Genomic DNA, 14,271 nt, shown 5'->3' on the forward strand with positions numbered 1-14,271 from the left:
CACCGACAGTTCGCCGCGCAGGGCACCGAAGTTCCCCACGCCGGGGGACTTCCGGCACCGGCGGGTCCGGCCGGCACGGCGTGGCGAGCACGGTGGAGCAGCCCGGCGACACGGAATGTCACCGACGGCGGTTCTCCCACCCTTCGACCACCTCGTCGGCGTCGACGATCCGCACGCGCATCGGCGGCCCGTTCTGGGGGAGGCGGTAGGCCTTCACGATCCGCTCGTTCAGCTCGGCCACGAGTGCGCGGACCGCGCGCTCGGACCGTTCCCGCGCGGCCCGCTCCGGCAGGAGTTCGACCTCCTTCGCCAGCGCGAGCGAGGGTGGCAGCATTGCCAGCGTGTCGTCACCTTCACGGCGGGCCAGGTCGGCCGCCCACTCCAGTGCGGTCTGCGGGCGCCCCTTGGCCAGCGGCTTGCCCGCGCCCGACAGGCCCGCCAGCTCTCCTCGCTCCTCGGCCTGCCGCACCTGCTTGTCGAGCCAGGATTCGTAAGGCATCCCGGGTGGCCTGCGTCCGGTCATGGCGGGTCTCCCCTCTGAGTTTTGTTAGTACAATGGTACGAGAAAAAGGGGAAGGTTGTCGATGCCGAAGCGAGTCGACCACGACGTCCGGCGCGGCGAGTTCGCCGACGCGCTCGTCCGCTCCGCGCGGGTACGCGGGTTGCACGCCACCGGATTCCGCGAAGTGGCCGCCGAGGCCGGGGTCTCGGTGAACCTCGTGCAGTACTACTTCCCGACGAAGGAGAAGCTGCTGATCGGTGGTCTGATCCACCTGCGGGCGCTGATCACCGAACGGCTGCACCGCAAACTCGCCGCCGCTGCGGGCCCTGCGGCGAAGGCACGGGTGATGATCGAAGAACTGCTTCCCGGCGACGAGGTCAGCACCGATCTCTACCGGGTGCACGCCGCCTACGCCGCGCTCGCGCTCACCGACGAAGCGCTGGCCGCACAGCCCCAGGCCACCGGCCCCGGCGAACTGCACCCCGAACTGATCGAACTCGTCCGCGCCGCCCAGCGCGAAGGCACCATGAAACCCGGCAGGGACCCGGCGACGGTCGCGACGAACCTGCTCGCGCTGACCACCGGCCTTTCGGCGTACGTGCTGGCGGGCTTCCACACCGTCGAAGCGGCGAAACGAATCCTCGACGACCACTTCGACCACGGCGTCTGAACAAGTGCATCCCCCACCCGATCCCGGGGGGCGGCCCCAGCCCAGTCTATCGGCCGCAGACGGGTGGGGCCTCGATTCGGCGCGTGGACGCCCGGGTTGTCCACAAGCGCGGGATCGCTGTGGACAACCCGGGAACCGGCTACGAGATCAGCCGCCTGCCCTGATCAGGCCGCGGTTCATACCGGCGACCACCTTGTCGAACGCGATCGGGGCGCGCGGGGCGCACTTTCCGGTGCAGAAGTAGTGGCTCCGCACGAACGAGACGTACTTCCCCCGCGCCAGCAGCACGATCTGGTCGTAGGCGGCACCGGGCGGCGGTGAGTACATCGTGTGGCCCCAGTTGAACGAATACACATCCGCGCCGTCGACGGTCGACGCCTTCTTGAAGTCCACAATGTACTCATCGCCGAACTTCCCGACCGGGCGCGCCGGGGAATACCGTTCCGCGCAGGACGCGAGATCGGCGTTCCACCGCGCCGCCGCCGCGCGTGCGGCGTCCGCACTCGGCAGCTCCCAGGCCAGGCTGGTCACCGAATAGTAGTTGCCCGGCACGGGAACGGTGAACAACGTGGAAATCCATTTTTCCGAAGTCCACGGCCGGGCGCGATCCCAGCAGTAAGGCGATGGACCCGGTTGGTCCGCCGTCGGTGTCCGCACCGGCCCCGGGCTCGAGTACTGCCACTGCCCCGCGTCGGGGGCGGGAAGGTCACCGGTGCTGATGGGCACGTAGTAGAGCGGGTCGGGACCGCCGTCGGCGAGCGCGGTTCCTGGCACGGCGACAACAGCCGCGAGTGCGGCGAAAAGGGCCAGCAGACGTGTTCTACCCATTCTCGAACGAGACATAGATATTCCCCAGGTGTGCATTTTCGATCCGCCGTTCGACGGGCTTCGAGAGCATAGCGGCGAAACGGGGGCTTTCTCGGCGCCCTGACCAGAATCGCCCGACTGGCCGAACTCGCGGCTACCGGAGGTGACCGTCCTCCCGGTGCGTTCCCGGTGTGTGCCCGAACGCGGCGCGGAAGACGTCGGTGAACGCACTCGTGGACGCCCAGCCGCAGCGATGGGCGACCACGGTCACCGGCAGGTCGTCGGCGAGCAGCCGCAGCGCCTGCTGCAGCCGGAGCTGCGTGCGCCACTGCGGGAACCAGGTCGGCACGGCGTGACGCTCGGCCTCGCGGTGAGCGTCGGCAGCATCGCCTCCCCCGCGGTCGGCGCGCTCGCGGACGGCACCTCGCTCCAGGTCGCGCTCGCCGCGCTCATGGGGCTCGCCGTCCTGTCGTGGCTGATCGCCAGCACGCTGCCCGAACCGAACACCCGCACCTGAACGGGATCGGCTGTGCGGGCGGCCGGTTCACCGATTCCGCTGAACCGTCAGGGCACGATCGAGTCGACGTAACCGCCGTCGACGCGCACCGCCGCGCCCGTGGTGGCCGACGCCTGCGGAGAACTGAGGTACACCACCATGTTGGCGATCTCCGCGGGCTCGATCAGTCGCCGCAGCAGCGATTGCGGGCGGTGCTCGCGCATGAACTCGCGCTGCGCCTCTTCCCACGGCAGGTCCTTGTCGACGAGCTGGTAGACGAAATCCTCGACGCCACCGGTGTGCGTGGGACCCGCGATCACCGAGTTCACCGTGACACCGGTACCGGCGGCCTCCTTCGCGAACCCTCGTGACACCGCGAGCAGCGCCGTCTTCGACATGCCGTAGTGGATCATCTCGGCGGGGATGACGATCGCCGAATCGCTCGCGATGTTCTGGATCCGGCCCCAGCCCCTGCCGATCATGCCGGGCAGGTACCGGCGGATCAGCCGGACCGCGGCGAGCACGTTCACCTCGAAGTAGCGGCGCCATTCGTCGTCGGAGATCTCCAGCGGCGGGGTCGCGCCGAAGATCCCCAGGTTGTTCACCAGGATGTCGATCTCGGGCAGCACGGCGGCGACCTGCTCGGTGCCCTCTTCGGTCGTCACGTCGGCGGGCGCGGCGACGACCTCGGCGCCGTCGACCTCGGCACGGATCTTCGCCACCACTTCGTCGACGGTGTCCGCCTTGCGGCCGTTGACCGCGACCCTGGCGCCGGAACGCGCGAGCGCGGTGGCGATGGTCAGCCCGATCCCCTGGGTGGAGCCGGTGACCAGTGCCGTCTTGCCCGAGACGTCGAGAAGCATGCGAAGCCCTTCTTCGTGGTGGTAGAAGCCCATGGTGCGCGACGACGTGCCGCCCCGCCCGATTCACACCTCCGGCAACTATCGGCGTCCGCGATAGTTGCACACGCCGCATATTGTCGACGACACGTACCTTGGCGCGCAAGCGACAGCGCCGGTGAACCGGGTCACGACGTCCGGGACCGACCGAAGTTCTCGGCCATTCGGCGTAATCCGTGAGAAATTTCCTTACCGATCTGGCGATCGGAATCTCGCACACATACGGTGCCCCCAGCGTTCGCCGGGGTGATCACTGGGGACCACCGGCTTCCCCGCCGAACGCCACCTGGGATACCTGCTCTGGCACTGGCCTGCCCAAAGGAGAACCACCTTGCCTACGATTTCCCCGAACGCACGACGGGCGCTGCGCGCGCTCGCCGCGGGTGCTTTGGCGCTCCCGATCCTCGTCGGTGCCGCGAGCACCGGCTCGGCCGACGAAACCGCGCTCGCCGCCGTCTCCCACCCGGAGCTCGACTACGCGGGTTCCACGATCGCCGCCAACGAGGGCACCGGCGGCTCCCCTGCCGCCACGGCGGCACCGGCGGGCCTCCCCGGCATCGACGTCAGCCACTTCCAGGGCAACGTCGACTGGGGATCGGTCGCGAAGAACAACCAGTACACCTACATCAAGGCGACCGAGGGCACCGGTTACAAGGACGCCAACTTCGGCGGTTACTACAACGGCGCGTACGGCGCGGGCATGGTCAGGGGCGCCTACCACTTCGGGCTGCCGGACCGTTCCGGCGGCGCCGCGCAGGCGCAGTTCTTCGTCAGCAACGGCGGCGGCTGGTCCGCCGACGGCAAGACGCTGCCGCCGATGCTGGACATGGAGTACAACCCGTACGGCGACCGCTGCTACGGCAAGGACGGCGGCGCGATGACCGCGTGGATCACCGAATTCAGCAACGAGGTGCACCGGCTGACCAACCGGTACCCGACCATCTACACCACCCGGGACTGGTGGGCGAGCTGCACCGGCGACAACGGGAGCTTCGGCGCCACGAACCCGTTGTTCCTCGCCTGCTACTGCGCGTCGGCCGGCACCATGCCGAAGGGCTGGGGCACCTACACGTTCTGGCAGTACACCAGCAAGGGCAGCACGCCCGGCGTGCCGGGACCGGTCGACCAGGACGTGTTCAACGGCGCCGCCGACCGGCTGCAGGCACTCGCGAAGGGCTGAACACCCTCGGGGATCCGGCCCGCCACCAGCCGGATCCCCGGGCCCGCCACGCCCGGCGCTCGCCTCGCCCGGATAAATGTGATATCACTTTGATAGTCACAGGCCATCACATCCGGGGAGGACACCATGAGTTCTGTCGACATGCCGACACCGACCATCCGCGAGCGCGGCGCGTGGGGAACGCCGGGCATCCCGGTCGCCGCGTTGAGCGCCGCGCTGTTCCTGGCCGGCGCCGGGCTGCTCATCTGGGGCATCATCGCCACCGCGCAGGCAGGGGGCGGCGGCTCGATCGCGCTGATCGCCGTCGGCGCGGTGGTCGAGCTCGCGTCCCTGATCGTCGCCGGCGGGCTCACCCAGGTCGCGACCGGTGAGGCGCGCGTGGTGCAGTTCCTCGGCCGCTACACCGGCACGATCCGCGAGCAGGGCCTCCGCTGGGTCAACCCGTTCACCACCAGGGCGCGGGTGTCGGTGCGGATCCGCAACCACGAGACCGCCGTGATGAAGGTCAACGAGTCCGAGGGAAACCCGATCGAGATCGCCGCGGTCGTGGTGTGGCAGGTGGAGGACACCGCGCGCGCGATGTTCGAAGTGGACGAGTTCGTCGACTTCGTCGGCATCCAGACCGAGACCGCCGTGCGGCACATCGCCAACGGTTATCCGTACGACGCGCACGACGCGAACCGCCTTTCCCTGCGCGACAACGCCGAAGAGATCACCGAGAAACTCTCGGCCGAGGTCGCCGCGCGCGTCGAATCCGCGGGCGTGCGGATCATCGAATCCAGGATCACCCACCTCGCCTACGCGCAGGAAATCGCGCAGGCCATGCTCCAGCGCCAGCAGGCCGACGCGATCGTCGCGGCGCGGCAGCGGATCGTCGAGGGTGCGGTCGGGATGGTGCAGGCCGCGCTGACCCGGCTGGCCGAGCAGGAGGTGGTCGACCTCGACGAGGAGCGCCGGGCCGCGATGGTGACCAACCTGCTCGTGGTGCTGTGCGGCCACCGCGAGGTCACGCCCGTGGTGAACACGAGTTCGCTCTACCACTGACGGGCCAGAGCGTGGCTGACCGGAAGAAGATCCTGCTGCGGCTCGACCCCGCCGTGCACGACGCACTGGCCAGGTGGGCGAACGACGAGCTGCGCAGCACGAACGCGCAGATCGAGTTCCTGCTGAGGCGCGCGCTCACCGACGCCGGCCGCATGCCGGACGCCGCAGGGCGGATACCCCGCCGCGGGCGTCCGTCCAAAACGGACTCCGACGAGTAGGCGCCGCCGTACACCGTGAAAAGGAATTGCACCCCGCGTCTCGCGGCGGCTACCTTGTGGGGGTAGGTAGCCGCCGCGTTCCGGGAGCCCCACCTTGACCTTCTGATCTTCTGTGCCACCGCCAGCGGGGTGTCATCCCCGCGCACGAGCGAACCAGGAGATCTGTCTTGTCGGCTACCGTAATACTTTCTCGTCTTGCCTTCGCCTGGCCGGATTCCCGTGCCGTGTTCGGCGGCCTCGATGCCGTGATCGGCGCGGGCCGGACAGGGCTCGTCGGTGTCAACGGGTCGGGGAAGTCCACTCTGCTCCGGCTCATCTCGGGTGAGCTGCCACCCTCGTCGGGAACCGTCCGCGTCGCGGGCAGCGTCGGCTATCTGCCCCAGAACCTCATCCTCGACTCGGATCGCCGTGTCGACGACGTGCTGGGCCTGGTCGAAACGAGGGCCGCACTCGCCGCGATCGAGGCGGGCGAAGCCGGTGTAGAGCAGTTCGCCACCATCGGGGACGGCTGGGACATCGAGGAGCGCACGCACGCCACACTCGACCGGCTCGGGCTCGGCCACATCGGTCTCGCCCGCCGTGCCGGAGAGCTCTCCGGCGGCGAGGTCGTGCTGCTCGGACTCGCCGCCCAGTTCCTGCGCGCACCCGAAGTGCTGCTGCTCGACGAACCGACCAACAACCTCGACCGGCGGGCGAAGCACTATGTGCACGAAGCGATCCAGTCCTGGCGAGGCACGCTGATCCTGGTCTCGCACGACCGTGAGACCTTGGAGCTGATGGACCGCATCGGCGATCTCCGCGACGGTGACATCTCCTTCTACGGCGGCAACCTCAGCGCCTACGAAGCGGTCATCGCCGCCGAACGGGAAGCGGCCGAACGTACCGTCCGCGCCGCCGAAGCCGACTACCGCAGGGAGAAGCGCGAACTCGCCGAGACACGCGTGAAACTGGACCGGCGAAAGCGCTACGGCCAGAAGATGTTCGAAAGCAAGCGCGAACCGAAGGTGCGCATGCGCAAGCGCGCCGAGGACGCGCAGATCGCGGCAGGCAAGCTCCGGAACACCCACATCGACCGGCTCGACAAGGCCAGGGACCGGCTCCGGGAGGCGAAGGATGCCGTCCGCGACGACGGCGAGATCCGCATCGACCTGCCGGAAACCGAGGTACCCCAAGGCAAGCAGGTGCTGGAACTGTCCGATCTGGAACTGGCGACCGGGCAGGTGGTGAACCTCTCGGTGCGCGGCCCTGAGCGGATCGCGCTGGTCGGCGACAACGGCTCGGGCAAGACCACCCTGCTGCGCACCGCACTGGGGCTCACCGAGCCGCGATCGGGCTCGGCACAAGTCTTCGTGCCGTCGCGCTGGCTCCCGCAACGACTGGACATCCTCGACGACACCCGCTCCACTGTGGACGCCGTGTCGGATGCCGCGCCCTCGGCCACCGACAACACGATCAGGGCGCAGCTAGCGCGCTTCCTGTTGCGCGGACGGCAGGCGGACCAGCGAGCGGGCACGCTCTCGGGCGGCGAACGCTTCCGCGCGGCACTGGCGACCCTGCTGCTCGCGGAACCGGCGCCGCGCCTGCTCCTGCTCGACGAACCGACCAACAACCTGGACCTGTCCAGTGTCCGCAAACTCACCCAGGCACTGGAATCCTACGTCGGCGCGCTCGTCGTGGTGAGCCACGATGTGCCGTTTTTGCGGGATATCGGCGTTAGTCGGTGGCTTCGCCTTGGGGAGGGCCTCGAAGAAGTCGATCCGATGTAGTGGCGCTTGGGTTGCTTCGACTGCGGTGGTTGCTTCGTCGTGTTGGGCTGCGGTTTAAAGACGGCTTTGGACTGGAGGAGGTGAGCGGCTTGCGTAACCTGGCCTCCAGTTGCGTTGTTTCTTGCCTCGCAACGGTTTCTTAACGGTCCACTTTGGACACTTGTTGAAAATTCGCCCGGATGGGGTATCGAACACTTGGGCGACTGCGGGGTAGAATGGTGGGGTGTCCGAGCCTTCTTCCCTTGTACCGCAGCGGGAGCTGTGGCAACTCACCGCACGTGAGAAAGCCGCCGCGCTGCGGGAAGAGTTGATGTCCTTGTGGCAGCAGGAATCCCGGGTCTACCGGATCATCGCCGACCTCGACAACGGCGGCTCCCGCGAACTGGGGTATGCGTCCACGACAGCGTTGGTGGCGGAGATCGCGCGGACCTCGTCGGCGGCGGTGCGGAAGATGGTGGCGCGGGCGATCGCCCTCAACCCCAGCCACGGTGTCGGTGGCGTGGAGATTCCGGCAGCCGCACCGTTGACCGGGGAGGCGGCGGCGGAGGGTGCGATCTCGGCGCAGCACGCGGACGCGATCGTGGCAGCGCTGCGATCGATCCCGGCGACGGTGTCGGCGGAAGAGCGGGAACGGACCGAGAAGACCCTGGTCGACCTCGCCCGCAACGCGGGAATGTCCGAGCTTGCGCAAGGATGCCAGCGACTCCGGGACACGCTTGATCCCGACGGCGCCGAACCCCGTGACACTCCTGAACCGGCACGGTCGATGCGGTGGCACACCCGCAAAGACGGCTCCGTCAAATTCGACGGCTACCTCGATCCGATCTCCGGGGCGAAGACCCTTGCCTTGCTGGAGCCACTCGCGAAGCCCCGCAAGGACGATCCGAGCGATAACCCTTTGGTGCGCGGGCAGGCTGAGCGCAACGGGGACGCGTTCATGGAGATGGTCACCCTCGCCGCCAGCCACCCGGAATCTCCGAACCGCAGTGGTAGTCGTGCGGATCTGATCGTGACCATCCCCTTGGATGACTTGAAGAGGGAACTGGGCAAGGCGTGTCTGGACATGGTCACCGACATCACCGCCAGCGAAGCCCGGATTCTGGCGTGTGACTGCAAAATCATCCCGGCCATCCTCGACGGTGCGGGACAGCCCCTGGAAATGGGACGAGCCAAGCGCCTGGTCACCGAGGCGATCCGATACATGCTCGCCATCCGCGATCGCGGATGCGCCTTCCCCGGATGTACCCGCAAACCGAGACATTGCGAAGCGCACCACGTGTTGCCGTGGCACGCGGGCGGCAAGACCGACCTGGGTAACCTCGTGCTGCTATGCGGCTACCACCACCGCCTGCTACACAACAGCGACTGGACACTCCGCATGGTCAACGGCCACCCGGAGTTCACCCCACCAGCGTTCCTCGATCCCTGGCGAAGACCCAGAACCAACACCATCCACACCGCCCAACCCCGCGCCGCCTAACCGGAACCCCACCCCGCCCCTGCGGGGCCCCGGCAGATCTGGCAAGCAGCCACCCCGGCCGCTACCTGGCGACCCGATCCACTACGTCCACAATGGATCACAGGTCTCGCGGCGGCATGCCATCGCTTCGCCCTCGGCTTACCCGCCTCGAAGGGCCACCATGGCGTGCCCACCTGCACCCCATCGGGCCGAGCCAGCACAGGACGGATTGTCTTCGGCCGGACCGGCCGAGCCGCCCGCTTCGACGGCCGCGCGGGCCACCGAGTCGGCGTCGGCGACTTCGAAGGTGGTCATCCATACCGATTCGGTCGCGGTGGGGTCGCCGAAGATTCCGCCGATCTCGTGGCCGCCCCACAACCCGAACACCGCGCCGGACGGGTCGTTCAGCAGTGCCGCGCACCCCTGGTCGCCGTAGTCGGCCGAGATCACGGTGCCGCCCGCCTCGGTGGCTCGCTTCGCCGCGGCATCGCAGTCGGTGGAGGCGAAGTACATCAGCCACCCGGCGCCCTCGGGTGAACCGGCGACCGGCTGACCGCGCAACCAGGTCGGGGTGCCGTCCGGCTGGGTGGCGGGCACGAGGCTCATCAGCGGCTCCTTCGTCGGTTCGGTGACGACGATCGGGCCGATTCAGGCCAGTTTCCGGCCGCAATTTCCGAAGAGGGAGTTCCCCGGAGAGAAACGTTCCGTCCCGGCCGGGCACGAACCTTGACGGAAGGGGGATTCATGGAGTTCACGCTGCTGGGCCCGCGAAACAGCGGTGCGTGCTGGCCGCCCTGCTCTTCCAGGCGGGTCGCCAGGTGTCCACCGAGACCCTGATCGACCGGGTATGGGGCGCCGCCCGGCCGCCGGAGGTGCGCAACGCGCTGTACAGCTACGTCACCCGGCTGCGCAGGGCGCTGCGGCGCACCGGGGTGGAGCTGCGCAGAACGGACAACGGCTACCTCCTCGCAGTGTCCCCGGCGGCGGTCGACCTGCACCGGTTCACCCGGCTGGCGACCGGGAGCGCGTCCCAGCTCGACCGGGCCATCGCGGAATGGCGGGGCGAACCGCTCGACGGGCTCTCGGGTGCTTGGGCGGAGCAGGTCAGGACGGGATTGCACCACCGGTACGCCCGCTTGCTCGTGGACTGGGCGGACCGCGAACTGGCCGCGAAGAACCCGGCGCGGGTGGTCGACCGGCTCGGGCCGGCGCTCGACGAGTACCCGCACGCGGAATCCCTCCTCGTCCGGTTCCTGCGCGCGCTGCACGGGCAGGGCCGCACCGCCGAAGCCCTCGAGTGCTACGAGGCGTCCCGGCTCCGGCTGCGCGGTGACCTCGGCGCGCAGCCGGGAACCCCGCTGCGCGAACTGCACCTCGAACTGCTGCGAAGCGCGGTGGCACGACCGGAACGGACGACGCGGGTGCCAGCGGCCGGGCGCAGCCTCGTGCTGGGCCCGCTCTGCCAGGACGACGCCGCGAGCCAACTCGCGCAGCGCCTCGGGTACGACAGCGTCTCGGCGGACGGAGCGGGCGCCCGCACCGGCGCGCCACCCGGCCGGGACACGCGCGTGCGGGCCGACCTCGAATTCCGGCTGCTCGGCCGGGTGGAGCTGTTCGTCCGCGGCACCGCGGTCGACCTCGGCCCGGCGAAGCAGCGCTGCGTGCTGGCCGTGCTCCTGCACGCCGCGGGCGGGCGCGTCTCCACCGGGACGCTGATCGACCGGGTGTGGGGTTCGGCGCCTCCCGGCGGCGCGCGCGGCACGCTGTACAGCTACCTCACCCGGCTCCGGAAGGCGTTGCGCGGCACCGGAACCGACGTGCGGCGGCAGTCCGGCGGCTACCTCGTCGACGTCCCCGCCGACCGGCTCGACCTGCTGCGCATGGGCGCGCTCGCCGAAGCGGCCAATACCGCCGAAGCGCGGAACCGGGCGCGCCTGCTCGGCGAAGCGCTGGACCTGTGGCGCGGGGATCCGCTCGAAACGCTGGCAGGCGACTGGGTGACGCGGGTCAGGGCGGGTCTGCACCGGCAACGGCTCGCGCTGCTCACCGAATGGGCGGCGCTGCGGCTCGCCGAGGACGCCCCGGAGGACGTCGTCGCCAGACTGCGGCCCGCGGTCACCGCCTACCCGCTCGCGGAAGCGCTCGGAGCGCACCTGATGCGGGCGCTGCACGCGGCGGGCCACACCGCGGAGGCGCACGAGCGCTACCGGCGGACCGCGCGGCGGATGGCCGACGAGCTCGGCGCCGAGCCCGGCCACGTCCTCCGCGCCGCGCACGCCGCGATCGCACCGCCCCTCGGAAGTACACATCGGCCCCACGTCGCCGGTCCCATCGCGCGCCGGGCACGGCTGCCCGCCGCCTCCCGGAATCCGGTGCAATAAAGTTCCCGCTGGCTGTCGAGACCGCGCCATCGGCTCCGACTTGCCGGTGCAGGACGCCCGCAGGGGGCCGTCCGGACCTCGAGGAGCGAGACGTGAAGTACATGCTGCTGATCCACGTGAACCCCGCCGTCATGGCGACGCTGACCGACGAGGAACGAGCCTCCATCGGGGACGCGCACGGCGAGTTCATCAAGACCATCCAGGAATCCGGCGAGATGATCGGGACGCAGGCGCTCGCCGACCCGTCGAACACCGTGGTGGTGTCGGCTTCCGGCGGGGTGCCGGTGGTGACCGACGGCCCGTTCGGCGAGGCCAAGGAGGTCATGGGCGGTTACTACCTCGTCGACGTGGAGAGCAAGGAGCGCGCGATCGAGATCGCGAAGATGATCCCCGACCTCCAGTTCGACGGCCTGACCTCGATGGAGGTCCGGCCGGTGATGTTCTCCGCGGGGACAGACATGTGACCGGCTCGGGTTTCGACGCCGAGGACCTGCTGCGCCGCGTGGCGCCGCAGGTCCTCGGCGTGCTCGTCCGCAGGCACGGCCAGTTCGACGCGTGCGAGGACGCGGTCGCCGAAGCACTGCTCGCCGCGACGGCGCAATGGCCGGACCAGGGCGCACCGGCCGACCCGGTGGCGTGGCTGGTGACCGTCGCGGGCAGGCGGCTGACCGATCTCTACCGCAGCGAGCACGCGCGCCGCAGGCGGGAGGAAGCGGTGCACGCGCAGGCCCCCGCCGACGAGCGGCTCGCGCCCGCGGCGGGCGACGAGGCGCCGCAGCACTCCGACGACACGCTGAAGCTGCTCTTCCTGTGCTGCCACCCGGAACTGTCGCCGCCGTCCCAGATCGCGCTCACCCTGCGCGCGGTCGGCGGGCTCACCACGGCGCAGATCGCGACCGCGTTCCTGGTGCCGGAGGCGACCATGGCACAGCGGATCAGCAGGGCGAAGCAGCGCATCAAGGCGACCGGGGCGACGTTCGCGATGCCGGTGGCCGCCGAGCGCGCCGAGCGGCTCCGCGCGGTGCTGCACGTGCTGTACCTGATCTTCAACGAGGGCTACACCGCGACCTCGGGCCCCGATCTGCTCCGCACCGACCTGACCGTGGAGGCGATCAGGCTGACGCGCGCGGTGCACGGCCTGCTGCCCGGCGACGGCGAGGTGACCGGCCTGCTCGCGCTCATGCTGCTCACCGAGGCGCGCGCCGCCGCCCGCACCGGGCCCGGCGGGGAGCTGATCCCGCTCGCGGACCAGGATCGCGGGCGGTGGGACGCCGACGCCATCCGCGAAGGCGTCGCACTCGTCTCCGAGGGCCTGAAGGGGCCGACGCTCGGCGAGTACCTGCTCCAAGCCGCGATCGCCGCGGTGCACGGCGAAGCCCCGTCCGACTCCGAAACCGACTGGGCCGAGATCCAGTGGCTCTACCAGGTGCTCGACCGGGTGGCGGGCAACCCGATGGTGACGCTGAACCGCGCGGTGGCGATCGCGAAGGTCGACGGCCCGCGCGCCGGGCTCGCCCTGTTGTCCACTTTGGACGAAGACAAGCGGATCGCGGGGCACCACCGGGTCGACGCGGTGCGCGCGCACCTGCTGGAGCTGGCGGGCGACCACGCGGCCGCCCGCGAAAGCTACCTGCTCGCGGCCAAGCGCACGGTCAGCCTGCCCGAACAGCGGTACCTCGAAGAGCGGGCCGCGCGGCTGGGCTGAGCGCGCGGGCTCAGGACCGGGAAAGCTCGCCGTGCTCGTCCGAGTCGTTTTCGGACGCGCCGTAGAGCCCGTTCTTCACGGAGTCCAGAATGGACAGACCCTGGCCGACGAGGCCCGCCGCGATCTGGCCGAGGCCGTCGGTGCCGTTGAGGACGTTGACGTTGGCGCCCTGCAACCCGCTCGCCGCCTCCTTCACGATCTGCGGGAGCTGCTCGATGAGCGCCTGGTCCAGTGCCACCCTGTTGTGCGACGCGGCCGCCGCTGCCCTGATCTCCATCGCCTCGGCCTCCGCCCTGGCGAGCACGCGGACCCGCTCGGCGTCGGCTTCCGCGGGCTTCACGATCTCGGACACCAGCTGCTGCTGCCGCAGTTCCGCCTCGCGCACGGCCAGTTCGGTGCGCGCGTTGATGACGTCGCGCCACGCCTGCGCTTCGGCGAGCGGACCGGCCTGCGCGGCCTCCGCCTGCGCCTTGTCCACCTCGGCCTTGTACTTGGCCTGCACCACGGAGGTCTGCCGGGTGTACTCGGCCTGGCGGCGCGCCGACTCCTGCGCCGCCTCGGCCGCGGCCTGGTCCGCCTTCGCCTGCGCGATCTGCGCCTCCCGCTGGATCGCGGCGTTGTGCGGCGCGGCCATCGCCGAGATGTACCCGAGCTCCATGTCGTCGATCGACTGGATCTGCAGCGAGTCGATCGTCAGCCCGATCTTCGCCATTTCCACCGCGGACCCGTCGAGCACCTCGTTGGCCAGCTTCTGCCGCTCGGTCACGATCTCCTCGACCGTCATCGAGCCGACGATCGAGCGCAGGTGCCCGGCGAAGATGCGGCCGGTGAGCACCGACATCTGCTCCTGGTCGGACAGGAAGCGCTGCCCCGCGTTCACGATGCTCTCGGTGTCGTTGCCGACCTTGAACGCGATCACCGCGCGCACCTTGAGCGCGATCGCCTGCTTGGTCACGCAGTTCTCGGTGACCTCCGCCTCGGTCATGCTCAGTGTGAGGAAGCGGACCTTGCGGAAGAACGGGAGGATGAAGGCGCCGTGCCCGGTCACCACCCGGAACGGCGCGCCGCCCGCGGCCTTGTTCTTCCCACCCGAAATCAGCATCGCCTCGTCGGGCGCTGGCACGCGGTAACCGAACATCGTCGT

Annotated in this window: 15 protein-coding genes and 1 pseudogene; 10 read left to right on the forward strand and 6 right to left on the reverse strand. The window is 69.7% G+C overall.

Annotated elements, in window-relative coordinates:
* Positions 1–118 precede the first annotated feature (118 nt).
* The gene (locus ABD256_RS13750; protein WP_344417533.1) at positions 119–523 is read right to left on the reverse strand and encodes a DnaJ family domain-containing protein; all 405 of its coding nucleotides are present in this window, start codon (positions 521–523) and stop codon (positions 119–121) included.
* A gap of 61 nt (positions 524–584) precedes the next feature.
* Here ABD256_RS13750 and ABD256_RS13755 point away from each other — a divergent pair, with 61 nt between their 5' ends.
* Positions 585–1,172, forward strand: coding sequence for a TetR/AcrR family transcriptional regulator (locus ABD256_RS13755; protein WP_344417535.1), 588 nt, complete (start codon positions 585–587; stop codon positions 1,170–1,172).
* 147 nt (positions 1,173–1,319) lie between these two features.
* On the opposite strand, the gene ABD256_RS13760 is transcribed toward ABD256_RS13755, so the two are convergent.
* Positions 1,320–2,000, reverse strand: a complete 681-nt coding sequence (locus tag ABD256_RS13760) for a hypothetical protein (protein WP_344417537.1) — start codon at positions 1,998–2,000, stop codon at positions 1,320–1,322.
* Positions 2,001–2,133: 133 nt separating this feature from the next.
* Positions 2,134–2,316, reverse strand: a pseudogene (locus tag ABD256_RS13765) (helix-turn-helix domain-containing protein); the annotation flags it as partial.
* A gap of 15 nt (positions 2,317–2,331) precedes the next feature.
* Here ABD256_RS13765 and ABD256_RS13770 point away from each other — a divergent pair.
* Positions 2,332–2,496 carry a hypothetical protein gene (locus ABD256_RS13770; protein WP_344417539.1) on the forward strand — a complete coding sequence of 55 codons (165 nt, stop codon included), beginning with the start codon at positions 2,332–2,334 and terminating at the stop codon, positions 2,494–2,496.
* 47 nt (positions 2,497–2,543) lie between these two features.
* Here the strand turns inward: ABD256_RS13770 and ABD256_RS13775 are convergent, their stop codons facing one another.
* The gene (locus ABD256_RS13775; RefSeq protein WP_344417541.1) at positions 2,544–3,338 is read right to left on the reverse strand and encodes an SDR family NAD(P)-dependent oxidoreductase; all 795 of its coding nucleotides are present in this window, start codon (positions 3,336–3,338) and stop codon (positions 2,544–2,546) included.
* A gap of 367 nt (positions 3,339–3,705) precedes the next feature.
* Here ABD256_RS13775 and ABD256_RS13780 point away from each other — a divergent pair, with 367 nt between their 5' ends.
* From ABD256_RS13780 to ABD256_RS13800, 5 genes are all read left to right on the forward strand, one after another.
* Positions 3,706–4,554, forward strand: coding sequence for a GH25 family lysozyme (locus tag ABD256_RS13780; RefSeq protein ID WP_344417543.1), 849 nt, complete (start codon positions 3,706–3,708; stop codon positions 4,552–4,554).
* A gap of 126 nt (positions 4,555–4,680) precedes the next feature.
* On the forward strand, positions 4,681–5,598 hold the full coding sequence (locus ABD256_RS13785; protein WP_344417545.1) for an SPFH domain-containing protein: 918 nt from the start codon (positions 4,681–4,683) through the stop codon (positions 5,596–5,598).
* 11 nt (positions 5,599–5,609) lie between these two features.
* Entirely contained in the window at positions 5,610–5,816 is a 207-nt protein-coding gene (locus tag ABD256_RS13790; RefSeq protein WP_344417547.1) for a type II toxin-antitoxin system antitoxin, read from the forward strand.
* Positions 5,817–5,983: 167 nt separating this feature from the next.
* Positions 5,984–7,582: an ABC-F family ATP-binding cassette domain-containing protein gene (locus ABD256_RS13795; RefSeq protein WP_344417549.1), complete on the forward strand. Its 1,599-nt coding sequence runs from the start codon at positions 5,984–5,986 to the stop codon at positions 7,580–7,582.
* 310 nt (positions 7,583–7,892) lie between these two features.
* Positions 7,893–9,062 (forward strand): HNH endonuclease signature motif containing protein, encoded by a 1,170-nt coding sequence (locus tag ABD256_RS13800; protein ID WP_425546449.1) that lies wholly within the window; start codon positions 7,893–7,895, stop codon positions 9,060–9,062.
* A gap of 138 nt (positions 9,063–9,200) precedes the next feature.
* On the opposite strand, the gene ABD256_RS13805 is transcribed toward ABD256_RS13800, so the two are convergent.
* On the reverse strand, positions 9,201–9,647 hold the full coding sequence (locus ABD256_RS13805; protein WP_344417551.1) for a VOC family protein: 447 nt from the start codon (positions 9,645–9,647) through the stop codon (positions 9,201–9,203).
* A 134-nt stretch (positions 9,648–9,781) separates the two neighbouring features.
* Here ABD256_RS13805 and ABD256_RS13810 point away from each other — a divergent pair, with 134 nt between their 5' ends.
* The 3 genes from ABD256_RS13810 (at position 9,782) to ABD256_RS13820 (ending at position 13,127) form a co-directional block, all read left to right on the forward strand.
* Complete coding sequence (locus ABD256_RS13810; RefSeq protein WP_344417675.1) at positions 9,782–11,422, forward strand: AfsR/SARP family transcriptional regulator; 1,641 nt, start codon at positions 9,782–9,784, stop codon at positions 11,420–11,422.
* A gap of 92 nt (positions 11,423–11,514) precedes the next feature.
* Positions 11,515–11,886, forward strand: coding sequence for a YciI family protein (locus ABD256_RS13815; RefSeq protein WP_344417553.1), 372 nt, complete (start codon positions 11,515–11,517; stop codon positions 11,884–11,886).
* A complete protein-coding gene (locus tag ABD256_RS13820; RefSeq protein WP_344417555.1) occupies positions 11,883–13,127 on the forward strand; it encodes an RNA polymerase sigma factor in 1,245 nt (414 codons plus the stop codon). Before ABD256_RS13815 ends, ABD256_RS13820 begins: the two co-directional genes overlap by 4 nt.
* Before the next feature lie 10 nt (positions 13,128–13,137).
* Here ABD256_RS13820 and ABD256_RS13825 read toward each other — a convergent pair whose 3' ends face one another.
* On the reverse strand, positions 13,138–14,265 hold the full coding sequence (locus ABD256_RS13825; protein WP_344417557.1) for an SPFH domain-containing protein: 1,128 nt from the start codon (positions 14,263–14,265) through the stop codon (positions 13,138–13,140).
* Positions 14,266–14,271: the final 6 nt, after the last annotated feature.

The organism is Amycolatopsis minnesotensis (assembly GCF_039529815.1).
In the GTDB taxonomy this organism is placed as follows: Bacteria; Actinomycetota; Actinomycetes; order Mycobacteriales; family Pseudonocardiaceae; genus Amycolatopsis; species Amycolatopsis minnesotensis.